Here is a 21,415-nt window from a genome sequence, read left to right on the forward strand (position 1 = left end):
ACGACGAAACGTGACGTGGCCGGAGGCGCGGGTCCCCGGGGGCGGTGGCGGGCCGGGGGCACGGGTCAACGCGGGGCGCGTTCCTCCAGTACCGTGCGCCAGGCGGGAGCCGGGCCGGCGGGGGTGGGTTCCGGGCGTCGGCCGCCCCGGGCGAAGAAGTCGGCGAGCGGGAGGATCGCCGCGCCGACGGTGACCGCGTCGGGGCCGAGCCTCCCGAGTTCCACGGTGACCTTCTGCGCGGGGTGACGCAGCGCGTACGCGGTCGCGTGGCGGCGTACGGCGGGCAGGAAGCGGGCGCCGAGCTGGAGTCCGGCCCAGCCGCCGATGAGGATGCGCTCGGGCTGGAAGAGGTTGATCAGGTCGGAGAGGCCCGCGCCGAGGTACTCGGCCGTCTCCTCCAGCACCTCGAGCGCCACGGGGTCGGGGGCCTGCGCGCTCCCGAGGGGGTAGGCGGCGCCGAGCATCGCGGTCAGCGCGCTCTCCTCGTCCGCGCCCTCCGGCGGCCGGCCGCCCTGTTCCCGCCAGCGTTCCAGCAGCGCCTCGGCGCCCGCGTACGCCTCCAGACAGCCGAGGGCGCCGCACCGGCAGCGGCGGCCCCGCACCCGTACGGTCAGATGCCCCCACTCGACGGCCCGGCCGTGCTCCACCTCGGGGGTGACGAGACAGGCGCCGACACCCGAGCCGAAGAGGACGACGACCGCGTTGTGCGCACCGCGTCCGCCGCCGAACCACATCTCGGCCTGGCCGAGGGTCTTGGCGCCGTTGTCGATGAAGTACGGCACGCTCTCGGGGAGGAGCGCGCTCTCGCGCAGCAGCGCCTCCAGCGGAACGGCGTCCCAGCCGATCGTCTGGCCGTGCACGACGGCGCCCCGCTCCGGGGTGTGCTCGATGATGCCCGGGACGCCGATACCGACCCCGAGCAGTTGTTCCGGGCGGATGCCGGTGGCGCCCAGCACCTCGGCGACGCCGTCCCTGATGTGCCCGACGATCCCGTCGACCTCGTACCGCCGCTGCTCCAACGGCCTTTCCACCCGAGCGAGTTCGGTGAGGGTGAGGTCGAACAGCTCGATCCGCACCCGGGTCTCGCCGACGTCCACGCCGATCATGTGCCCGCTGGCGGGGACGACGCGCAGCAGGATCCGGGGGCGGCCGCCGTCGGAGTCGACGCTGCCGGCCTCCTCGACCAGGCCGTCGGCGACGAGGTCGGCGACGACATTGCTCACCGAACCGGAGCTCAGGCCGGTGGTCGGGCCGAGTTCGAAGCGGCTGAGGGGCCCGTCGAAGTAGAGCCGTTGCAGCACGGCCGTACGGTTGGCCCGCCTCAGGTCGCGTACCGTGCGCCCGTTCCGCCCCGTCATGTCGCTCCCCTTCGCCCCCTGCCCGACCTGCAACATACCCCTGCCGGCAGCCTCGCGCGACATTCCTCCAACCCTTAGTTCACGATGTGAGCTAAGAGACGCCGCCGGATTCGATCTCGTCCAGTGCCGCGAGGAGCTCCGGCGCGACCGTCTCGCGCAGCCGGCGGTCGTGTTCCGCGCCGTACGCCCGCGGGACCGTCTCGATGTGCATGATCAGGTAGAGGTAGGCGCGGTACAGGGCGAGACGCAGCCGGGCGGACCGGTCGAACACGGCCTGGCCTCCGGGCCGGCGGTAGCCCTCCAGGAACGGCTCGTCCCGCCGGATGTCCCCGAGCAGCGCAAGCGAGACGAAGTCCGCGAGGGGGTCGCCCCAGAACATGCGCTCGCCGTCGATCAGGCCCCCGATCCGGGGTGTTCCGCCGACCCGGTCGACCAGGATGTTGCCCGGCCACAGATCGAAGTGGACGAGGCGGGGAACGCGCACCTCGTCCAGGGCGTCGTACGCGGTCCGCGCGACGGCGGCCACCTCGTCGGCGGGACGGGGCAGCCAGGCGCCGTAGGTGCGGGCGTCGGCGAGGAGGGCGTCGAACATCGCCGTGAACGCCGTGCGCCAGTCGGGGGCGAGCGGGCCGAAGGCGCCGGAGGGGTAGCCGAAGCCCGGCCCGGTCACCCGGTGCAGCCGGGCGACCTGACCGCCCAACTCCCTGCGCAGGTCGGCCTGTTCGGCGGGTTCCGGTGATCCGTTCCAAGGGTCGCCCGGGCACACCGTCATCAGCAGCCACTGCCCGTCGAGGGCCACGACACGCGGCGCCGGGACATCGGCCAGGGCCGCGCCGCGGCAGAACTCCGCCTCCGCGGACAGCAGTCGGGTCTCGTGGCTCAGGCCAGGCACCGTGGGCGCGACCTTCAGTACGTAGTGGCCGCCGTCCGTGAGACGGAGCTCCTCGACGGTGTTGTACGTGCCGCCGCCGAGCGGCCCCACGTGGGCCAGCCGGCCGGGCGGGATGCCCGCCGTCTCCAGGACGCTCCGGGCACGCTCCCAGGAATCCGTCACCCCGCCCGTTCCTTCCTCCCGGTCACCCGGCCGCGTGAACGTCCTCCCCATAGCGGCCGTCCGCGATCAGTCCGTCGAGCCACGCCTCGGCGGCCGTGTCACCGGCCCCGGGTGCGCGGTCCCGGTACAGGGTACGGAACGCCTCCCGGACACCCGGGGCCATCCGCGAACCGTCGCCGCAGACGTACACACGGGCCCCGGCGGCCGGCAGCCGCCACGCCTCGTCGGCCTCGGCGGCGACGCGGTGCTGGACGAACATCGCCGGTTGCGGAGGTGTACCGGTGACGGTTATTAGGCTGGTCGGATGACCTCCGCCCCGACCGTGCTGTCCATCGCCCTGGACGAGACCTCGGACCCTGTGCTGCGCCCGCTGCCCGGGGAGGTGGCGAGACTCCTGGACGAGGTCGGTGCGCCGCCCCGGCTGGTCGCTCATCTGCGGGCCGTCCACGATGTCGCGGACCGGCTCGTCGGCTGGGTCGGACGGCACTGCCCGGCGCTGGCCGTGGACCGGGAGGCCGTGCTGTTCGGTGCGGCCACGCACGACATCGGCAAGACCCTGTACCCCGGTGAGCTGTCCGGCCCCGGCGCCCGCCACGAGCAGGCCGGACGGGAGCTGCTGCTGGCCCACGGGGTGCGCCCCGACGCGGCGCGGTTCGCCGGGACGCACGCCTCCTGGGGGGCGCCGGGCGTGACCGTGGAGGATCTGCTGGTGAGCCTGGCCGACAAGGTGTGGAAGAACAAGCGGGTGGCCGACCTGGAGGACCTGGTGGTGGCCGAGCTGTCGCGCGCGGGCGGGCGGCCCGTCTGGCAGGAGTTCCTGGACCTCGACGAGTTCCTCACCGGCCTCGGCGAGGGCGCGGATCTGCGCCTGGCCTGGCAGGCGGCGCATCCCGTCCACGGGTGAGGGGGCCGGGCGGGACGCCGTGGTGTGGCGCAACCGCGCGCTGCCGCTCTTCGACCGGGTGCCGGTGCCGGTCGCGGTGTGCGAGGTGTACGGCGCCGTCCTGCCTGCCAATCCGGCGATGGCCCCGGAGTGCGGGACGAGCCCGGGCCGGCTGCGCGGGCGGGAGGTGCTGGAGGCTCCGGCCGCGGGAGGCGACCCAGGCGGAGCGGATCGCCGAGGCGCTGCGACTGCGGCTGCGGCACCGCTCGCGCTGCCAGGTGTCGGTGTGCCGGCGGCCGCCCGGAGCGGCGCGGCGGGGCGTCCTGGGCCGGCCGCCCCGCCGTCCGGCTCAGGACGCGGGCGGGGACCAGTGCGGGTCGCGGCCGAGGAAGGCCAGCAGCGTCGCCGACCGGTCGTGGTCGTCCGGGGTCTCCCGCGCCGGGGCGAAGACCTTGAAGGAGTCGCGCAGCCGGTCCACCAGGTGTTCCGCCGCCGGCCCGATCCCCTCGGCCGCCTCGGCCGGGAGCGGACGGTCCTGGCCGGTGGCCACGGCGATGTCCCAGGCGTGCACGGCCGCGTCCATCGCGGCGGCGCCGATCGCGAGGGGCAGCGGCAGCGGGCCCAGCGGAGTCGGCACCTGCCCGGTGTCGGCGGGCAGCCCGTCGTACGCCCCGGCCACCGCGTCCAGCACCTTCGCCAGCTCGGCGGCCGGATCGCCGTCGAGCGCGTCGGCCGGGTGGAACGGGTCGCTGTCGGGCCGGCCTCCGGTGAGCGCGAGGCCGTAGCCCTGCTGATCGATGCGGGCGTGGTTGAGCACCTGGCGTGCCGTCCACGCCTCGCACGGGGTCGCCGCGCCCCACTGGTCGTCGCCGACCGCCGCGACCACCTCCCGCAGGTAGGCGTGCGCCCTCGTGAGGACCTCGATGCCCGGCGTGCCCGCCCCTCCGGTCCGGCCGCCCGTGACCGCCTCGTCCCCCGCGGCTGCGCTGTCCACCATGGAGTTTCCCCCTCCGTTCGCCGTGCCCGGTGTGTTCCCCGGCTGACGAGACCAACCTAGGCCCGCTTGCGGACAGCCACCGTCCTCGATGCGGCCGATCGACGCAGCGGTCGGCCGCCGCGTGTCGCGAGGTGATGAAGAAACGTTCGAGGTCGTGGGGTACGGGGAACTGGACTGTCAATGCAAGAAGAAGTACGTGAGCGAGCGGCACCGCTCGTCCGATTGGTACAGCGCCACCGGGAACCCGTCGTCGTCCAGGCGGTGCGGTCCGCCACCGCGGCGACGATCGCCTATGTCATCGCACTGCGCCTGAGCCCCGAGGCACTGCCCCTCACCGCGCCCCTGACCGCGCTGCTCGTCGTCCAGGTCACCCTGTACGCGACCCTCACCAACGGGATCCGCCGGGTGAACGCGGTGGTCGCCGGGGTGCTCGTGGCCATCGCCTTCAGCCTCCTGGTGGGTCTGACCTGGTGGAGCCTCGCGCTGCTGATCGTGTCCTCGCTGGCGGTGGGGCATCTGGTGCGGGTCGACGAGTACGTGCCCGAAGTGGCGATCAGCGCCATGCTGGTGCTGGGCGTGACCACCGTCGGGGACACGGCGTGGGCGCGCGTGGTGGAGACGCTGATCGGCGCGTTCGTCGGGCTCGGATGCAATCTGCTGCTGCCGCCTCCGGTGTGGGTGGAGGAGGCGGGTGAGTCGATCGAGGGGCTGGCCCGGCGGCTGCGCCAGCTGATGCTGCGCATCGGCGAGGAGGCGTCGGGCCGTACCCCGGTGGAGCAGGCGGCGGCGCGGCTGCACGAGGCGCGCCGCCTGGACCACGACATCGTCGAGGTGGACGCGGCCCTGCGGCAGGCCGAGGACAGCCTGCGGTTCAATCCACGTGTGCGCGAGGGGCTGCTGCACCGGGTGGTGCTGCGCACCGGTCTGGACACGCTGGAGATCTGCACGGTCGTGCTGCGGGTGTTCGCCCGGAGCCTGACCGATCTCGCCAAGGAGCGTGAGCCGCGCCCGCTGTTCCCGGCCGGGACCGGCGAGGTCGTGGAGCGGCTGCTGTCCGAGATCGCCGACGCGGTGGTCAGCTTCGCGGTGCTGGTGACCACGAGCGTCAGCCTCAACGCGGACGCCGCCGAGGAGCGGCTCACCGCCGAACTGCGGCAGGCCGCGGCCACCCGCGACAAGCTGGCCCAGCTGCTGCTCGAGCAGCTCCAGCACGACGCCCGCCAGTGGCAGCTGCACGGCGCGGTGCTGACCGAGGCCACCCGCATCATCGACGAGCTCGACACCGAGCACCGCACCCGCCGTCTTCTGGAGGAACTGGACCGCAACAGCCGGGAGCAGCGTGAGCGGAAGCCCTGGCTGAACCAGCTGCGCAGGCGGCTGGGCGTGCAGGACGAGCTGTGGCGGAACCGCACGGGGTTCGGCAGGCGCTCTTCCTGACCCGGCCCGGACGAGGTCGGCGTGCGTGCCGTCCCCGGGTGTCGCCGCCCCTGCGCGCCGTCGCCGTGGGTGCCGTTCCCGCGTGCGTCCCCGTGGGCACCGTCCCCTGGATGCCGTCCGCAGCCGCCGTCAGCCGGCCCGGACCGTGGCGGCCGCCCGCCTCCTCGCACCCGACCGCTCGCCGATCCGCGGCGCATCCGTCCGAACGCCGCGCCCGGGCATCCGCTTTTGCGTTCGACGGCCGGTCCGGGTCAAGGTGGCTGTCACGGCGGAGGCGTACGACGACCTGAGGTGCGGGCATGGGCAGTGGGACGGAAGCGACGCACCGGGATTCCTCCCGGTCCGGGCGGCCCGGCGGACCCTGGAGCAGGCGCGGCTTCGTCGGGCTGCTCGGCGGCGCCGCCGCCGCGTCGGCCCTCGCCGGATGCGGCAGCGGCGGCGACGGCGACGGCGGTGACGGTGGCCCGGCGAAGAGCCCGGACGCACCACAGGCCGCGCCGCCCGGGCAGCCCTCGGCGTCGGCGTCCACCGCCCCGGACCCCTCGCGCAGTTCCACCGGCCCCCGCCCGCTCTACCTGGGCACCTACACCTCCGCCGAGGGCGGCGGGAAGGGCATCGGCGTCGCCTCGTACGACCCCGCCTCGGGGCGGATCACCGGGCGGGGCACGCTCACCGGCGTCCAGGACCCGTCGTATCTCGCGGTGCACCCGGACGGCGCGACGCTGTACGCGGTGAACGAACGCGAGCGGGGCGCGGTGACCGCCGTGCGGCTGTCCGACGGGAAAGTGCTGGGCGGCCGGCCGACGGGCGGGGCGCACACCTGCCACCTGTCGGTCCATCCGGGCGGGCGGTGGCTGCTGAGCGCCGACTACGGCTCGGGCAGCGTGGCCGTTCACCCGATCGCCGCCTCGGGGGCGCTCGGCGAGCGCACCGACCGGGTGACACACAGCCGTCCGGCGCCCCGGTCGGGTCAACAGGGCCCGCACGCGCACCAGTTCATCACGGCTCCGGACGGCGGCCATGTCCTCGCCGTCGACTTCGGCACGGACACCGTGTACAGCTACCGCCTGGACGAACGGGCCGGGACGCTCACGGAGGTCGCGCAGGCGCACACCCGGGCGGGCGCCGGTCCACGTCACCTCACGTTCCATCCCGGCGGCCGGTACGCCTACCTCGCCGACGAGGCGGACGACACGGTCGCGGTCTGCGCGTACGAGGCGTCGAGCGGCCGGCTGACCATCGGCAGGCCGCAGTCCACGGGCGCGAAGGCGGACAGCAACTATCCCGCGCAGCTGGCGGTCACGCCGGACGGCCGGTACGCCTTCCTGGCCAACCGCGGCGACAACACCCTGGCCCGCTACGCGGTGGAGGCGGACGGGGCCCGGCTCCGGCTGCTCGGCACGGTGCCGGTGGAAGGCGACTTCCCCCGGCAGATCGCCCTCTCCCCCGACGGCGGCCTGCTGTTCGCGGCCAACCAGCGCTCCGGCACGGTCAGCGTCTTCGGGGTGGACGGCGCCGACGGTGGGCTGCGGCTCGCGGGCGAGCCGTTCGCGTCACCCGTCGCCGTCTGCGCGCTGCCGCTGTAGGGCTCGGGGACAGGCGGCGGCGGCCGCCTGGGTGAGCAGGACGTGCATGCGCTCGGTGAGCTGGCCGACGTCGTCGGCGGGCGCGTGGAAGGGCAGGCGTACGTCGCCGTGGGCGCGGGAGCGCTCGATGCGCAGCGTCAGTCCGTGCCGGTCGACGGCGAGCGGCTGGACCCGGACGGCGCCGTGCAGGCAGTCCCGCCGGACGAGCCTGGTGAGCCGCTCCACCGCGTCGGGGTGGGCGTCGGCGAGATGCGTGAGCAGGTGCGCCTCGGCGGTGGCGAGCGGGTCGGGTTCGGCCTCGGCGAACTCGTCGAGGCCGACGACGACCGCGCCGGTGGGCTCTTTCAGCACGACACGGGTGGCGTGGAAGGCGAGGTGGCCGTCCTCGGGCATGAACCAGCCGGCCAGCCAGAGCCGGGCACGGATACGGCCGCGTACCGGGACGGGCGCCACGTCCGCGAACTCCAGCACGGCGGACGGCTCGCCGCGGGGCGCGCAGAGGGCGGCCGTCCGCAGGGTGCTGTCCTCGGGGACGTGCAGGATCACCCGGCCGTCCTCGTCGACGGTGTGCGCACCGACGAACTCCTCGCGCCCGCCGTCCGCGGTCACCGCGCAGGACCACGAGGCCGCGAGTACCGAACGGGCCCGCTCGGCAGTGGCCGGCACGGCCGCCCAGCTTTGGCTGTCACCCATCCCAAAACCTCCTTAGGTAAGCCTTGCCTAACCTATCGGAGATCCGGGTGTTCGCCAACCACGACCGCACCGTGTCCGACCGGGACACCGGCCGCCCGGCCTCGGCGACGCGGGCGCGGACCCGCCCGTCGACGATCACGCCGGGCCCGCGATGACCCCCAGCAGCGCCCGCGCGCACAGCTCGCCCACCTGTTCCCGTGACAGGTCCGACCCCCGCAGCCACTCCAGGCAGACCGCCGTCGTGAACGCCAGCCAGCCGCGCACCGCCAGCCGTACGTCGGGGCGCTCCTCGAAGGCCGGGCCGAACTCCGGGTCGGCGCCGAGCGCCGCCAGGATCTGCCGCTCCTGGGCCGCGAGCGCCCGCCGGTAGACCCGGCGCACGGCCTGGTCACCGGAGGCGTCGGCGCGGTGGAAGGCCCGGTAGCCGTGGGCGTGGGCCGCCACGTACGCCAGGTAGGCGTCGAGGCCGGACGCCAGCTGTTCGCGCACCGGGACACCGGGAACCGCCGCCGTCATGCGCAGCATCCGCCGGCTCTCGCGCTCCACCACCGCCGCGAAGAAGTCCCGCTTGGTGGGGAAGTAGTGGTACAGCAGCCCCCGGGAGACCCCGGCGATCTCGGCGACCTGTTCGATCCACACGTCGTCGTACGGGCTCTCCGAGAACAGCCGTGCACCGACCGACAGGAGCTGCTCCCTGCGCTCCTCGGTGCTGAGTCGGCGCCGGGTGCGCTCCCCCTGGTTCGCGGCCATCCCCGCACTTTACTTGACGCCGGTTCAACAGCGGCAGCAGACTGAGTCCGCTGTTGAACCCACGTACAACATGCTCAACCTGCCGCTGCATCAAGGGAGATCGCGTCATGGCGGAGACGACGGGGACGACGGGGACGACGGGGACGACGGACGGACCGGCCACGACGGGGACGACGGGGCCCGCGCCGGAGGACGTCCTGCCGAAGGGGTTCCGCAGCGCGGAGCTCGGCTGGCCCGAGCTGGAGCGCATACCGCACCCGCCGCGCCGGCTCCCCCTGCTCGGCGACGTACTGGGCGCGAGCCGGCGCACGCCCCTGCAGGACTCCCTGCGGTACGCCGGGCAGCTGGGCCCGATCTTCCGCCGCAAGGCGTTCGGCCGGGAATTCGTGTTCGTGTGGGGCGCCCGACTGGCCGCCGACATGGCCGACGAGACACGGTTCGCCAAGCATGTGGGGCTGGGCATCGCCAATCTGCGGCCCGTCGTCGGGGACGCCCTGTTCACGGCGTACAACCACGAACCCAACTGGCAGCTGGCCCACGACGTCCTGGCCCCGGGGTTCAGCCGGGAGGCGATGGCGGCCTACCACCCGATGATGCTGGACGTGGCGGAGCGGCTCACCGGCCACTGGGACCGCGAGCTGGCCGCGGGCCGGGCGGTGGACGTACCCGGTGACATGACGAAACTGACCCTGGAGACGATCGCCCGCACCGGCTTCGGACACGACTTCGCCTCCTTCGAGCGCACCCGGCCGCACCCCTTCGTGACCGCGATGGTCGGCACCCTCACCTACGCGCAGCGCCTCAACACCGTGCCCTCCCCCGCCCTGCTGCGCCGGGCCACGCGCCGCAACGAGGCCGACATCGCCTATCTGAACCGCACGGTCGACGAGCTGGTGCGGGCGCGCCGCGACGGCGGCGGCGGGGACGGCGACCTGCTCGACCGGATGCTGGACACCGCGCACCCGCAGACGGGTGAACGGCTGTCGGCGCAGAACGTGCGCCGTCAGGTGGTCACCTTCCTGGTGGCCGGTCACGAGACCACCTCGGGCGCGCTCTCCTTCGCCCTGCACTACCTGTCCCGCCACCCCGAGATCGCCGCCCGCGCCCGCGCCGAGGTGGACCGGGTGTGGGGGGACGCGGCCGTGCCGGGATACGAGCAGGTCGCGAAGCTGCGATACGTCCGCCGGGTCCTCGACGAGGCGCTGCGGCTGTGGCCGACGGCGCCGGCGTTCGCGCGCGAGGCCCGGGCGGACACCGTGCTGGGCGGGGAGCACCCTGTGCGGCGGGGCGGTTGGGCGCTGATCCTGACGGCCATGCTGCACCGGGACCCCGAGGCATGGGGGCCGGACGCCGACCGGTTCGACCCGGACCGCTTCGACGCGGCGGCCGTACGCGCGCGTGCCCCGCACACCTTCAAGCCGTTCGGCACCGGGGCGCGGGCCTGCATCGGACGGCAGTTCGCGCTGCACGAGGCCACGCTGGTGCTCGGGCTGCTGCTGCGCCGCTACGAGCTGCGGCCCGACCCGGCGTACCGGCTGCGGGTCACGGAACGGCTGACGCTGATGCCGGAGGGGCTGCGGATGCACCTGGACCGGCGCACACCGACGACGGCGCCGTCGCCCTCACCGACTCCGATCCCCACTCCCACCCCGATCCCCACTCCGACCCCGAATCCGAATCCGTCCGGCGGGACGGTCGGCGAGGAGCGCGCGGAGACGGCGCCCTCAGCGCCCCGCTGTCCAGTGCGCGGGACGGGTGACTGACTCCGGCAGCCTGGTGCCCGCGCTCCCCCGGGCCGCGTTCAGCTGCGGCTGGGTCAGGAAGAAGGCGCCGGTCAGGTCGGCGTCGGCGAGGCCGGTGTCGCGCAGATCCGCACCGATCAGATCCGCTCCGCGCAGATCCGCGCCGGTGAGGTCGGCGGCGATCAGACAGGCGCCGCGCAGGTTCGCGCCCCGCAGGTCCGCGCCCCGCAGACGGGCGCCCATCAGGTCGGCGCCCCGGCGCTCCTTCTTGCGCCCGGGGACACCCGCCCGGGCCAGTTCACTGGTCTTCAGCAGCAGCACGTTGACGTCCTGACGGTGCGCCGGGACGTCCAGGGCGAGCAGCTCGTCCGGGGACAGCCGGGTGAGTTCCTCGGTCCTCGCCAGGGTCCGGCGCAGGTCGCCGTGGATCGGGCGGGCGGCGGGGAGGCCGAGCGCCTCGGTGAGATACCACAGGAGTTCGTGGAGCTGCCGGACGACCGGGAACACCTCGGACATCCGGCGGGCCTCCTCGGGTGGGGCCGTACGCCGGTTTCGCCCGCCGAAGGTGAGCTGCGAGACCTTCTGCCCGGCACCGAAGCAGTCGTAGACCGTGCAGCCGGTGAAGCCGCTCTGCCGCAGCCGCGCGTGGATCCCGCAGCGATGGTCCTCGCCGAGGTTGGGGCAGTCCCGGCCCGCCGGCTTGTCGATCGCGAAGTCCGCGGAGCGGGCGAAGGGCAGGGCCACGCAGCACAGGCCGAAACAGTTCTCGCAGTCGCCGCGCAGTCCGGTCCGGTCCGCCGTCTTTTCTTGCATGCTGTCAGCCTACGCATGCGACCCGGGCCGGCCTGCCCGGCTACCGGTTGAACAGCTCGAACGCCACCGCCGGGCGGCCGCCGAACCGTTCGCCCACCGAATGCGCCACCCCGGTCAGGAAGCCCCGTACATAGTCATCCGGTTCCTCGTCGGTCAGCGCCTCGATATAGGCGCGGTGTTCGAGCAGTGAGCGGACGGCCCGCTCCAGTCCCGCCGACGCGTCCACGGCGTGGGTGGGCGTCGCGGAGCCGGCCACCGCGACCCAGCGCACGCCGTTCCAGGGCTCCAGGCCCTGTTCGAGAAGTTCCGGGAAGATCCAGCGGTTCCCCGCGTCCCCGGCCGCGTCCAGGGTGGCACGGCCGACCGCCACATGGTCGGGGGTGTTCCAGGCGACCCCGCCCCAGGTGTCGCGGTGGTTGAGGGTGATCACCAGTTCGGGGCGGTGCCGGCGGATCGCGGCGGCGATGTCGCGGCGCAGGGCGGGACCGTACTCGACGACGCCGTCCCGGTGGTCCAGGAACTCCACCGTCGACACACCCACCACGGCGGCGCTGGCCCGCTGCTCCCGCTCGCGCAGCGGACCGCACTCGGCGGGCGCGAGGGTGTCGATGCCCGCCTCGCCCCGCGTCGCCAGCACATAGGCGATCTCGCGGCCGCCGTCGGTCCAGGCGGCGACGGCCGCGGAGCACCCGTACTCGAGGTCGTCCGGGTGCGCCACCACGGCCAGGGCGCGCCGCCAGTCCTCGGGCATGGGCTGGAGCTGGGTGATCGTCGGCTCGGTCATGCCCGCAGACTAACCGGTGACGAACCGGTCACGCCTCGTCACGGGCGAGGGCGAGCAGCCGGTCCAGGACCCGGGGGCCGCCGGCCCGGACACCGTCGTGTTCGAACTCGTCGGTGACCCAGGTGCGCAGGCCGCGGATGGTGCGGGCGGTGCGCAGGGAGTGGGCGGTGTCGACGTACAGGTCGTCGTGGTAGATCGCCGCGGCCACCGGGACCTCGTTGGCGGCGAGGCGCGCGGGGTCGTACAGCGGCGGCCAGTCGGTGCGGGCGGCGAGGAGCTCGGCGGTCTCGCGCAGCGGGCGCAGCGCGGGGTCGACGTCGAACATCCAGGGGTGGACCGTCTCGCCGGTGAGCAGCAGCGGTCCGTCGCCGGTGAGCGTCTTCGCCGCGTCGAACTGCGGGAACTCGGCGCGCACCCGGTCGGCGGCCCAGGCGGTGGGGCGGCTGTCCTGGCCGTAGATCGCCTCGTGGATCAGGGCGTAGAGAGGGTGTCCGGCGTAGGAGAGCTGGCTCTGCATCTCCTCCTGGAAGGCGTCGGACAGCGCCGGGCCGTCCGGGGTGGGGACGAAGGCCTCTTCGAGGAGATGGTGCAGGCGGTGGCTTCCCTCGCCGCCGCCGAGGAGGATGCCGAGCGTCTGGAAGGCCTCGACGGTGAGGCGGTAGCCGTTCGGGAGGGTCACCTCGTGATGCAGGAGGTGGTCGGCGATCCGGCGGACGCGCTCGACGTCCTGGGGGTAGCGGGCGTAGTGCGCGGCGACCTTGCGCTCCATGCGCGGGTAGGCGGCGCGGTACACGTCGTCGGCGTGCGCGTCGAGGGCGGGCAGACCGCCGGTGATCAGGGCGGCGGCAAGGCCCTCGGGCGCGAGGGAGAGGTAGGTGACCGTGCAGAAGCCGCCGAAGCTCTGGCCGAGCACGGTCCAGGGGGCGCCGCCGGTGACCTCGCGGCGGATCAGCTCGCAGTCGCGGACGATGGAGTCGCCGCGGAAGTGCGCCAGGTAGTCGGCCTGTTCGGCCGGGCCGCCGCGCAGCGGGAGGGTCTGGCGGTTGGCCGGGGTGGAGTGGCCGGTGCCCCGCTGGTCGAGGAGGAGGACGCGGTACTCCTTCAGTGCGCGCCCGAGCCAGGCCGGTCGGCCGACGAACCGGTTGGCACCGAAGCCGGGGCCGCCCTGCAGGTAGAGCAGCCACGGCAGGTCCTGGTCCGCCTTCTCGCTCGCCACGACCTCGCGGGCGTAGAGCCCGATCGTCTCCCCGTCCGGGTCGGCGTGGTCGAGGGGGACGGTGAAGCGACGGTCGGTGAGGACCACGCCGGGCTGGCGATAGCTGACGGACAAGGGAGGCTCCCGGGACGATCGGTGTAAGGGCCGCGTCCCAGTTCAGCACATGTCCGGGCGGTGCAGGAGCCCGGGGGATCATGACCGGCTACTGAACGGGCACTCAGCACGCCTACTGAACCGCCGCTCAGCGCGCCGAGAGGCTGGACCTGCGCACCACCAGCTCCGGCTGGAGCACCACCCGCCGGTGTTCGTGCCGGCCGGCGCCCGCTCCTGCCGTCCCTCCTTCCTCCGTCTCCTCCAGCAGCATCTCGGCCGCCAGCGCGCCCATGGTGACGGCGGGCTGCCGGACCGAGGTGAGGGGGACGGCCGCGGCGGCCGCGAACTCGATGTCGTCGTAGCCGACGATGGCCAGGTCCTCCGGCACCTTCACCCCCGCCGAGTACATCGCCTGGAGCACGCCGAGGGCGAGCAGGTCGTTGGCGCAGAAGACGGCGGTCGGGCGGCGGTCGCCGAGGCCCAGCAGGCGGGCGCCCGCGTCCCGCCCGGCGGCCACGTCGAGCCGTTCGGTGGGCAGCTCGCGCAGGCATTCCGGGCCGAGGCCCGCCTCGGCGAGCGCGTTCAGGGCTCCGGTACGGCGGTCGCGGACCTGGGTGAAACCGGGCGGACCGCTGACATAGGCGATCGAGCGGTGACCGGCGTCGACCAGATGCCGTACGGCGAGCGCGCCGCCCGCCACGTCGTCCACCGAGACCGAGCACTCGGTGGTGCCCTCGGAGACGCGGTCCACGAGGACGAAGGGGATGCCGTGCCGGCGGAAGGAGGCGATGTTGCGGCCGGTCGCGTCGGCCGGGGTGAGCAGCACGCCCCGCACCCGCTGCTCGGCGAAGAGCGACAGGTACTCGGCCTCCTCGCCGGCGCTCTCGGCGCTGTTGCAGACCATCACGCCGAGCCCGGCGTCGCGGGCGGCCCGCTCGGCGCCGCGGGCGACGTCCACGAAGAAGGGGTTGCCCATGTCGAGCACCAGCAGCCCCATGATCCGGCTGCGTCCCGCGCGCAGCTGGCGGGCGGACTCGCTGCGCACGTAGCCGAGCCGGTCTATGGCCGACAGCACGCGCGCCCGGGTCTCGGTGGCGACGGTGTCCGGGCGGTTGATGACGTTCGACACCGTGCCGACGGAGACTCCGGCGGCACGGGCGACGTCCTTGATTCCCACCGGCTGGGCCATCAGGCGGGGACCTCCAGGTGAACGGGATACGGCGGGACGGCCTTCACATTACCGTCACTCCGCCGCACCCCTGTCCGAGTACGGATTCGGGTCGGATCAGGGTCATGCGGGCAGTGCGAAGTCCACGACGTGGAGCGCCGAGGGGGTCGTCCCGCTCGACTTCTCCTGGTACATGAACGACAGCACGTTGTCGGCCTTCACACGCAGTTCGTCGATCACGACCTCGCCGAAGGCGTTGAGGCCGCTGCCGTCGAAGAGCACGGTCCAGTCCGTGTAGCCGGAGGCCTTGGAGGCACCGGCGATCCGGCCGAAGGGGAAGATCGCGTACGCGTTGTCGTACTTGTCCAGGACCAGCTTGGTGCGCTGGCTGGAGCCGAGGACGACGGGTATCTCCGTCTTCTGCCAGCTCCCGGAGGAGTTCTTGCGCAGATGGAACGCGCGGCCGTTGGCGGTGCGGTCGCTGACGTAGTCGGTGGTGCACTGGCCGAAGCGGCCGGGGACATAGCTGATGATCGCGTGCGGAAGGCCGGTGGAGGCGGTGGCCTGGCTCTCCTGGTTCATCAGGGAGTGGTCCGGGTTGAGCGCGTCCACGACGAGTCCGGCGTCCGTGACGGCGACCTTGTCGGAGCCGCCGGTGGTGCCGACGACGGTGCCCGCGTTGTTCAGCCAGGTGCGGCCGCGGTCGGTGGAGTAGACGTAGCCGGTGTCGTGGTTGGTGATGCCGCCGCTGGAGCACATCACGGCGCCGTTCTGCTCGCGCCAGGTGAAGAAGGAGTGCAGTCGGCCGTTGACGTCGTAGTCCATGCCGTGCAGGTACATGTTGCGGACGGTCGAGGAGCCGTGCTCGCTGGTGTAGGTGCCGGTGGAGCTGGACCACTCTCCGAGGTTCGTCCAGGTCGAACCGTCGTACTCCGCCAGGGCGTTGCGGCCGTTGCCGGAGATGCCGACCCGGTAGCTGAGCTGGAGCCTGCCCTCGGGGGTGGCGATGAACTGCGGGTAGGTGAACTGGGTGGTGAGCGCGAGGCCGTCCAGGGTGGTCTGGACGGCGCCGAAGACGGAGGGCGTCCAGGAGGTGGCCGCCGGGTTGTCCAGGAGTCCGGCGTTCGACTTCACGTAGAAGAAGCCGTCGCTGTGGGAGTCCATGTTGAGGTGCAGACGGCCGTCGGCCTTCGAGACGCCCATGGAGATGACGTTGTGCGAGTCGCTGGCCTTGAGCTGGTGCGCGAGGGTGACGGTGGACCAGGTGGTGCCGCCGAGGACGCGACGGGCGACGACCGCGTTCTTGGTCGAGGTGTACCAGGCGGCGTACTGGTAGCCCTTGTAGGTCAGCAGGCCGTTCTTCTGGAACGAGTTGTTGTTGACCAGGCCGTCGTAGGACACGAAGAACACGGCCGTGGCGTCGAGTTGGGTGGTGGCCTTCTTGGTGACCGAGGGGCCGGGGTCGGCGGCGCGGGCGGTGCCGGCGGCGAGGACGGGGGACGCCGCGGCACTGAGGAGAGCGCCGGCCAGCAGGGTGCGTCGTCTCATCTCGGGGGACTCCATCGTCTGCGAGAGCGGGAAGCAGAGGGGACAGCGAGGGACAGCCGGAAACAGCGGGGAGGGGACGGGGGTGTCAGGCGAGGTGGAACACTTCGGTCAGAGGCTTCATCGCCTCGTCGGGCCGGGCCCCGTCGAGCGACTCGAAGAACGGGGCCATCTCCGCCTGCCAGCGGGCGTTGACGTCGGCGGCCTCCATGCCGGCCTGGGCGGCGGCGAAGTCCTCGGTCTCCAGATAGCCGACGAGCAGGCCGTCGTCTCTCAGGAACAGGGAGTAGTTGTGCCAGCCGGTGGCCGAGAGAGCTTCGAGCATCTCCGGCCACACGGCGGCATGGCGTTCGCGGTACTCGGCGAGCCGGTCCTGTCGGACCTTGAGCAGGAAACAGACGCGCTGCATGAGGTACCGCTCCTCCGTGGGGGGTTGAGGTTTCGGGCGACTAGAAGTTGAACTGGTCGATGTTCTTGGCGTCGAACACGGTCGGCTTGCCGAGGCTGATCACGCCGTCCTTGCCGATGGTGTACGTGGCGTCGCCGGCCTTGAAGGTCTCCCCCTCCGCGCCGGTGATCTGGCCCGAGACCAGCGCCACGGCCGTGCGGGCGGCCAGCGCGCCGAGCTTCGAGGGGTCCCACAGCTCGAAGGCGTCGACGGTGCCGTTCTTGACGTAGGTCCGCATGTCGTTAGGGGTGCCGAGGCCGGTCAGCTTGACCTTGCCCTTGTACTTGGAGCCCGACAGGTACTGGGCGGCCGCCTTGATGCCGACGGTGGTCGGGGAGATGATCCCCTTCAGGTTCGGGTACTCCTGGAGCAGGCCCTGGGTCTGCTGGAAGGACTTCTGGGCGTCGTCGTCGCCGTACGCGACCTTGACGAGCTTGATGTCCTTGTACTTGGCGTCCTTCAGCTCGTCCTTCATGAAGTCGATCCAGGTGTTCTGGTTCGTCGCCGTCTGCGCGGCGGACAGGATCGCGATCTCGCCCTTGTAGCCGATCTGTTCGGCGAGCAGCTGCACCTCGGTACGGCCCAGGTCCTCGGCGGAGGCCTGCGAGACGAAGGCGTTGCGGCACTCGGGGTTGGTGTCCGAGTCGTAGGTGACGACCTTGATCTTGTTGCTCATGGCCTGCTTGAGCGCGGTGCACAGGGCGCCCGGGTCCTGGGCCGACACGGCTATCGCGTCGACCTGCTGCTGGGTCAGCGTGTTGACGTAGGAGACCTGGCCGGAGGTGTCGGTGCCGCTGTTGGTACCGACCTCCTTGTAGCTGGAGCCCAGCTCCTTCAGAGCCGCCTCGCCGCCCTTGTCGGAGCTGGTGAAGTAGGGGTTGTTGACCTGCTTGGGCAGGAAGCCGACGGTCAGGCCCTTCTTGGTGGCCGCGTTCGGGTCGGCCTTGCCCGCCGAGGCGGCGGCGCCGGTGCTCTCGTTCTTCACGTCCTCCTTGGTCGTGCCGCCGCAGGCGGTGGCGGCGAGCGCGAGGGAGGAGACGGCGGCGAGGGCCGCACAGGCACGACGGAGGGATGACTTGCGCATCACGGGGTTCCTTTACGAGGTGAGCGAAGCGGGGTTAAGCCGTCGGAGCAGGGGCCGTGGCTCTGCGGCCCGCCCGTGCGACGGAGATCTGCCGTGCGACCCGGGGGCCGAGCACGGAGACGACGAGCAGGACGCCGGTGACGACGATCTGCGACTGCGCGGAGACGTCCTGGAGGCTCATCACGTTCTGTGCGGCGCCGAGCAGGAAGACTCCCGCGATCGCGCCGCCGAGCGTGCCCTTGCCGCCGTCGAAGTCGATGCCGCCGAGCAGGACGGCCGCGATGACGGAGAGTTCGAGGCCGGTGGCGTTGTCGTAGCGGGCACTGGCGTAGTGCAGGGCCCAGAAGATGCCGGTGAGGGAGGCCAGCAGGCCGGTCACCGTGAACATGATCAGCTTGTGCCGCCTGACCCGGATGCCGGCGAACCGGGCGGCCTCCTCGCTGGCGCCGATCGCGAACAGCGAGCGGCCGAACGGGGTGGCGTGCAGGACGACCACGGCGATCGCGAGCAGGACGACGAAGGGCAGGAAGGCCTGCGGGACGAAGGTGTCCCCGAGCCGGCCGGCCGCGAAGTCCAGGTACTGGGTGGGGAAGTCGGTCACCGCGTCGGAGCCGAGCACGATCTGCGCGATGCCCCGGTAGGCGGCCATGGTGCCGATGGTGACGGCGAGCGACGGGAGCCCGAGGCGGGTCACGAGCAGGCCGTTGACCAGCCCGCACACCACACCGAGCAGCAGGCAGATCGGGATGATCGCCTCGATCGTCAGGCCCTGGTTCCACAGGGCGCCCATCACCGCGCCGGACAGCCCGGCGGTGGAGGCGACGGACAGGTCGATCTCGCCGGCGACGACCAGCAGGGTCATCGGCAGCGCGATGAGCGCGATGGGCAGGGTGTTGCCGATCAGGAACGACAGGTTGAGGGCGTTGCCGAAGCCGTCCACGAAGGAGAACGAGAACAGCAGCAGGACGATCAGGAGGGCGCCGACGACCGTGTCCCAGCGGACGGCGCGGGTGAGCGACTCAGGCATGGCCGGCGTCTCCCTTCTTGACGGGGGTCTTCACGGGGGCGGTGGTGGTCCTGGCCGCGGCCGACTTCTTCTTCAGCGCGGACGCCACCCGCAGGGCGACGACCCGGTCGACCGCGATGGCCATCAGGAGCAGCACGCCGTTGATGGCGAGCACCCAGACCGAGCTGACGCCGAGCGCGGGCAGGACGCTGTTGATGGAGGTGAGCAGCAGCGCGCCGAGGGCCGCGCCGTAGACGCTGCCTGAGCCGCCGGTGAAGACGACGCCGCCGACCACGACCGCGCTGACGACGGTGAGTTCGTAGCCGTTGCCGGTCCCGGAGTCGACGTTGCCGAACCGGGCCAGGTACATCGCCCCGGCGAGGCCGGCGAGGCCGCCGCAGAAGGTGTACGCGGCGAGGATCCGCTTGCGGACCGGGATGCCGGCGAGCCGGGCGGCCTCCGGGTTGGAGCCGAGCGCGTACAGCTCGCGGCCGCTGCCGAAGTGCTTGAGGTAGTACGCGGTGGCGATGAGGACGGCGAGCGCGATGAGCGCCAGCCACGGCACCGCGGACAGACCGCCGGAGCCGAAGTCCACGAAGGAGTCGGGCAGGTCGGCGGCGGTGATCTGGCGGGAGCCGACCCAGATGGAGTCGATGCCGCGGATGATGTACAGCGTGCCGAGGGTGACGACGAGGGCCGGCACCTGACCGAGGCTGACCAGCAGGCCGTTGAGCAGCCCGAAGCCGACGCCGAGCAGGATCGCCAGCACGATCGCGATCACCGGGTCGCCGCCGCCGTGCAGATACGTACCGGCGGCGAAGGCGCTGATGCCCAGGGTGGAGCCGACCGACAGGTCGACGTTGCGGGTGATGACGACCAGGGACTGGCCGGTGGCGACGAGCACCAGGATGGTCGCGTTCAGCAGCAGGTCCTTGATGCCCTGCTCGGACAGGAACTCGCTGTTGCCGGCCTGGGTGACGGCGATCATCACCAGGAAGACGACCAGGATGGCGAGTTCGCGCATCTTGAAGACGCGGTCGACCAGCCGGGTGCCGCTGGACTTCGGCACCTCGGCGACGGGGGCCTCGGGGGAGGTGGTCACCGTCATGCGGCTGCCCTCCCGGTGGCTGCGGCCATCACGGTTTCCTCGGTGGCTTCGGTACGGGGGATCTCGGCGGCGAGCCGGCCCTCGTGCATCACCAGCACGCGGTCGGCCATGCCGAGGATCTCGGGCAGGTCGGAGGAGATCATCAGGATGGCGACCCCGTCGGCGGCCAACTCGCTGAGCAGACGGTGCACTTCGGCCTTGGTCCCGACGTCGATGCCACGGGTCGGCTCGTCGACGATGAGCACCTTGGGGCCGGTGGCCAGCCACTTGGCGAGGACGACCTTCTGCTGGTTCCCGCCGGACAGCGTGTTGACGGTGTCGGCGATCCGGGCGTACTTCACCTGGAGTTTGACCGCCCAGTCGAGGGAGCGGCTGCGCTCGGCCCCGCGGTCCATCAGGCCGGCCTTCACGGTCGTGCGCAGGCCGGTCAGGCCGATGTTGCGCTCGATGGACATGTCCATCACCAGGCCCTGGGCCCGGCGGTCCTCGGGGACCAGCGCGAGGCCTGCCGCCATCGCGGTGGAGGGGGCGCCGTTGGTCAGCGCGCGGCCGTCCACGGCGACCTCCCCTGCGTCCCAGCGGTCGATGCCGAAGACCGCCCGGGCGACCTCCGTGCGGCCGGCGCCGACGAGTCCGGCGAGGCCGACGATCTCGCCGCGCCGGACCTCGAAGGAGACGTCGGTGAAGACGCCCTCGCGGGTCAGCCGGCGCACGCTCAGGGCGACCTCGCCCGGCGTCACGTCCTGCTTGGGGTAGAGCTCGTCGAGGTCGCGGCCGACCATCCGGCGGACCAGGTCGTCCTCGGTCATGTCCGCGAGCGGTTCGCTGGCGATCCAGGCTCCGTCGCGCAGGGTGGTCACCCGCCGGCAGATCTCGAAGATCTCCTCCAGCCGGTGCGAGATGAACAGCACCGCCGCGCCCTGCTCGCGCAGGGTGCGCACGACGCCGAACAGCCGGGCGACCTCGCTGCCGGTGAGGGCGGCGGTCGGCTCGTCCATGATCAGGACCCGGGCGTCGAAGGAGAGCGCCTTGGCGATCTCGACGATCTGCTGGTCCGCGATGGACAGGCCGCGCGCCGGGCGGTCGGGGTCGAGCTCGACACCGAGGCGCCGCATCAGCTCGGCGGTGGCCGTGCGGGTGGCCTTGTGGTCGATGCGGCCGAGGGCGCGCCGGGGCTGGCGGCCCATGAAGATGTTCTCGGCGATCGAGAGGTCGGGGAAGAGCGTGGGCTCCTGGTAGATCACGGCGATGCCGGCGTCGCGGGCGTCGCCGGGGCCGTGGAAGACGACGGGCTCACCATCGAGCAGCACCCGACCCGCGTCGGGTCGGTGCACTCCCGCGAGGGTCTTGATGAGCGTGGACTTGCCCGCGCCGTTCTCTCCGGCGAGGGCGTGCACCTCGCCGGGGAACAGTTCGAGGGAGACGCCCCGCAGGGCGCGAACGGCGCCGAAGGACTTGTCGACGTCCCTCAACGCCAGCACCGGGGCTGGTCCCGCGTCGGACGGGTGGGTCATGGATGGCTCCTCGACGACGCCCGGGACAGGCCCTCACAGCGTCGTGAAAGGTTTCAACTGGATTGCCGGGACGTTAGGCATCCGGGCCATGTCACGTCAATGGGTACGTCTCGAAAAGTTTTCGATAGTCGAAGGT

General features: G+C 72.5%; 19 protein-coding genes and 2 pseudogenes. 5 read left to right on the top strand and 16 right to left on the bottom strand.

Annotated elements, in window-relative coordinates:
- Nucleotides 1–65: 65 nt before the first annotated feature.
- The 3 genes and pseudogenes from ASD48_RS25630 to ASD48_RS25640 all read right to left on the bottom strand — a co-directional run.
- Nucleotides 66–1,358, bottom strand: a complete 1,293-nt coding sequence (locus ASD48_RS25630) for an ROK family protein (RefSeq protein ID WP_057604354.1) — start codon at nucleotides 1,356–1,358, stop codon at nucleotides 66–68.
- A gap of 91 nt (nucleotides 1,359–1,449) precedes the next feature.
- The gene (locus ASD48_RS25635; protein ID WP_057604062.1) at nucleotides 1,450–2,412 is read right to left on the bottom strand and encodes an aminoglycoside phosphotransferase family protein; all 963 of its coding nucleotides are present in this window, start codon (nucleotides 2,410–2,412) and stop codon (nucleotides 1,450–1,452) included.
- Between the two features lie 22 nt (nucleotides 2,413–2,434).
- Nucleotides 2,435–2,668 (bottom strand): annotated as a pseudogene (locus tag ASD48_RS25640) (hypothetical protein); the annotation flags it as partial.
- Nucleotides 2,669–2,716: 48 nt separating this feature from the next.
- On the opposite strand from ASD48_RS25640, the gene ASD48_RS25645 reads away from it, so the two are divergent.
- Nucleotides 2,717–3,316, top strand: coding sequence for an HD domain-containing protein (locus ASD48_RS25645; RefSeq protein WP_057604064.1), 600 nt, complete (start codon nucleotides 2,717–2,719; stop codon nucleotides 3,314–3,316).
- Nucleotides 3,317–3,335: 19 nt separating this feature from the next.
- Nucleotides 3,336–3,582 (top strand): annotated as a pseudogene (locus ASD48_RS45565) (diguanylate cyclase); the annotation flags it as partial.
- A gap of 62 nt (nucleotides 3,583–3,644) precedes the next feature.
- Here ASD48_RS45565 and ASD48_RS25650 read toward each other — a convergent pair.
- On the bottom strand, nucleotides 3,645–4,292 hold the full coding sequence (locus ASD48_RS25650) for a TIGR03086 family metal-binding protein (RefSeq protein WP_057604065.1): 648 nt from the start codon (nucleotides 4,290–4,292) through the stop codon (nucleotides 3,645–3,647).
- A 180-nt stretch (nucleotides 4,293–4,472) separates the two neighbouring features.
- On the opposite strand from ASD48_RS25650, the gene ASD48_RS25655 reads away from it, so the two are divergent.
- Together ASD48_RS25655 and ASD48_RS25660 are read left to right on the top strand one after the other, a co-directional pair.
- On the top strand, nucleotides 4,473–5,729 hold the full coding sequence (locus ASD48_RS25655; protein WP_057604066.1) for an FUSC family protein: 1,257 nt from the start codon (nucleotides 4,473–4,475) through the stop codon (nucleotides 5,727–5,729).
- A 299-nt stretch (nucleotides 5,730–6,028) separates the two neighbouring features.
- The gene (locus tag ASD48_RS25660) at nucleotides 6,029–7,315 is read left to right on the top strand and encodes a lactonase family protein (protein WP_057604067.1); all 1,287 of its coding nucleotides are present in this window, start codon (nucleotides 6,029–6,031) and stop codon (nucleotides 7,313–7,315) included.
- Here ASD48_RS25660 and ASD48_RS25665 read toward each other — a convergent pair.
- Nucleotides 7,283–8,008, bottom strand: a complete 726-nt coding sequence (locus ASD48_RS25665; RefSeq protein ID WP_057604068.1) for a DUF2470 domain-containing protein — start codon at nucleotides 8,006–8,008, stop codon at nucleotides 7,283–7,285. The two genes, ASD48_RS25660 and ASD48_RS25665, sit on opposite strands and share 33 nt — an antisense overlap.
- Before the next feature lie 135 nt (nucleotides 8,009–8,143).
- On the bottom strand, nucleotides 8,144–8,758 hold the full coding sequence (locus tag ASD48_RS25670) for a TetR/AcrR family transcriptional regulator (RefSeq protein WP_057604069.1): 615 nt from the start codon (nucleotides 8,756–8,758) through the stop codon (nucleotides 8,144–8,146).
- 107 nt (nucleotides 8,759–8,865) lie between these two features.
- Here ASD48_RS25670 and ASD48_RS25675 point away from each other — a divergent pair, with 107 nt between their 5' ends.
- The gene (locus ASD48_RS25675) at nucleotides 8,866–10,521 is read left to right on the top strand and encodes a cytochrome P450 (protein ID WP_242432729.1); all 1,656 of its coding nucleotides are present in this window, start codon (nucleotides 8,866–8,868) and stop codon (nucleotides 10,519–10,521) included.
- Here ASD48_RS25675 and ASD48_RS25680 read toward each other — a convergent pair.
- From ASD48_RS25680 to ASD48_RS25725, 10 genes are all read right to left on the bottom strand, one after another.
- Complete coding sequence (locus ASD48_RS25680; protein ID WP_057604070.1) at nucleotides 10,483–11,313, bottom strand: pentapeptide repeat-containing protein; 831 nt, start codon at nucleotides 11,311–11,313, stop codon at nucleotides 10,483–10,485. The genes ASD48_RS25675 and ASD48_RS25680 overlap by 39 nt on opposite strands.
- A 40-nt stretch (nucleotides 11,314–11,353) precedes the next feature.
- Complete coding sequence (locus ASD48_RS25685; protein ID WP_057604071.1) at nucleotides 11,354–12,097, bottom strand: PIG-L deacetylase family protein; 744 nt, start codon at nucleotides 12,095–12,097, stop codon at nucleotides 11,354–11,356.
- A gap of 28 nt (nucleotides 12,098–12,125) precedes the next feature.
- On the bottom strand, nucleotides 12,126–13,427 hold the full coding sequence (locus ASD48_RS25690; protein ID WP_057604072.1) for an alpha/beta fold hydrolase: 1,302 nt from the start codon (nucleotides 13,425–13,427) through the stop codon (nucleotides 12,126–12,128).
- 127 nt (nucleotides 13,428–13,554) lie between these two features.
- Nucleotides 13,555–14,595 carry a LacI family DNA-binding transcriptional regulator gene (locus ASD48_RS25695; protein ID WP_057604073.1) on the bottom strand — a complete coding sequence of 347 codons (1,041 nt, stop codon included), beginning with the start codon at nucleotides 14,593–14,595 and terminating at the stop codon, nucleotides 13,555–13,557.
- Nucleotides 14,596–14,697: 102 nt separating this feature from the next.
- Nucleotides 14,698–16,122, bottom strand: a complete 1,425-nt coding sequence (locus tag ASD48_RS25700) for a BNR repeat-containing protein (RefSeq protein ID WP_057604074.1) — start codon at nucleotides 16,120–16,122, stop codon at nucleotides 14,698–14,700.
- An 85-nt stretch (nucleotides 16,123–16,207) separates the two neighbouring features.
- Entirely contained in the window at nucleotides 16,208–16,528 is a 321-nt protein-coding gene (locus tag ASD48_RS25705) for an L-rhamnose mutarotase (RefSeq protein WP_020127639.1), read from the bottom strand.
- 40 nt (nucleotides 16,529–16,568) lie between these two features.
- Complete coding sequence (gene rhaS / locus ASD48_RS25710; protein WP_057604075.1) at nucleotides 16,569–17,651, bottom strand: rhamnose ABC transporter substrate-binding protein; 1,083 nt, start codon at nucleotides 17,649–17,651, stop codon at nucleotides 16,569–16,571.
- Nucleotides 17,652–17,685: 34 nt separating this feature from the next.
- Entirely contained in the window at nucleotides 17,686–18,678 is a 993-nt protein-coding gene (locus ASD48_RS25715) for an ABC transporter permease (protein WP_057604076.1), read from the bottom strand.
- The gene (locus tag ASD48_RS25720) at nucleotides 18,671–19,765 is read right to left on the bottom strand and encodes an ABC transporter permease (protein WP_057604077.1); all 1,095 of its coding nucleotides are present in this window, start codon (nucleotides 19,763–19,765) and stop codon (nucleotides 18,671–18,673) included. The genes ASD48_RS25715 and ASD48_RS25720 overlap by 8 nt, the downstream gene beginning before the upstream one ends.
- Nucleotides 19,762–21,279: a sugar ABC transporter ATP-binding protein gene (locus ASD48_RS25725; RefSeq protein ID WP_057604078.1), complete on the bottom strand. Its 1,518-nt coding sequence runs from the start codon at nucleotides 21,277–21,279 to the stop codon at nucleotides 19,762–19,764. The genes ASD48_RS25720 and ASD48_RS25725 overlap by 4 nt, the downstream gene beginning before the upstream one ends.
- Between the last annotated feature and the right edge of the window lie 136 nt (nucleotides 21,280–21,415).

Origin of the sequence: Streptomyces sp. Root1310 (assembly GCF_001426425.1) — a bacterium.
Classification (GTDB): domain Bacteria; phylum Actinomycetota; class Actinomycetes; order Streptomycetales; family Streptomycetaceae; genus Streptomyces.

Bases quoted from the DNA above. Each gene is read 5' to 3' on its own strand.
- ASD48_RS25700 (WP_057604074.1), bottom strand. From the start codon at position 16,122: ATGAGACGACGCACCCTGCTGGCCGGCGCTCTCCTCAGTGCCGCGGCG.
- ASD48_RS25725 (WP_057604078.1), bottom strand. From the start codon at position 21,279: ATGACCCACCCGTCCGACGCGGGACCAGCCCCGGTGCTGGCGTTGAGG.
- ASD48_RS25705 (WP_020127639.1), bottom strand. From the start codon at position 16,528: ATGCAGCGCGTCTGTTTCCTGCTCAAGGTCCGACAGGACCGGCTCGCC.
- ASD48_RS25630 (WP_057604354.1), bottom strand. From the start codon at position 1,358: ATGACGGGGCGGAACGGGCGCACGGTACGCGACCTGAGGCGGGCCAAC.
- ASD48_RS25720 (WP_057604077.1), bottom strand. From the start codon at position 19,765: ATGACGGTGACCACCTCCCCCGAGGCCCCCGTCGCCGAGGTGCCGAAG.
- ASD48_RS25665 (WP_057604068.1), bottom strand. From the start codon at position 8,008: ATGGGTGACAGCCAAAGCTGGGCGGCCGTGCCGGCCACTGCCGAGCGG.
- ASD48_RS25655 (WP_057604066.1), top strand. From the start codon at position 4,473: ATGCAAGAAGAAGTACGTGAGCGAGCGGCACCGCTCGTCCGATTGGTA.
- ASD48_RS25695 (WP_057604073.1), bottom strand. From the start codon at position 14,595: ATGGCCCAGCCGGTGGGAATCAAGGACGTCGCCCGTGCCGCCGGAGTC.
- ASD48_RS25660 (WP_057604067.1), top strand. From the start codon at position 6,029: ATGGGCAGTGGGACGGAAGCGACGCACCGGGATTCCTCCCGGTCCGGG.
- ASD48_RS25675 (WP_242432729.1), top strand. From the start codon at position 8,866: ATGGCGGAGACGACGGGGACGACGGGGACGACGGGGACGACGGACGGA.
- rhaS (WP_057604075.1), bottom strand. From the start codon at position 17,651: ATGCGCAAGTCATCCCTCCGTCGTGCCTGTGCGGCCCTCGCCGCCGTC.
- ASD48_RS25650 (WP_057604065.1), bottom strand. From the start codon at position 4,292: ATGGTGGACAGCGCAGCCGCGGGGGACGAGGCGGTCACGGGCGGCCGG.
- ASD48_RS25685 (WP_057604071.1), bottom strand. From the start codon at position 12,097: ATGACCGAGCCGACGATCACCCAGCTCCAGCCCATGCCCGAGGACTGG.
- ASD48_RS25680 (WP_057604070.1), bottom strand. From the start codon at position 11,313: ATGCAAGAAAAGACGGCGGACCGGACCGGACTGCGCGGCGACTGCGAG.
- ASD48_RS25715 (WP_057604076.1), bottom strand. From the start codon at position 18,678: ATGCCTGAGTCGCTCACCCGCGCCGTCCGCTGGGACACGGTCGTCGGC.
- ASD48_RS25645 (WP_057604064.1), top strand. From the start codon at position 2,717: ATGACCTCCGCCCCGACCGTGCTGTCCATCGCCCTGGACGAGACCTCG.
- ASD48_RS25670 (WP_057604069.1), bottom strand. From the start codon at position 8,758: ATGGCCGCGAACCAGGGGGAGCGCACCCGGCGCCGACTCAGCACCGAG.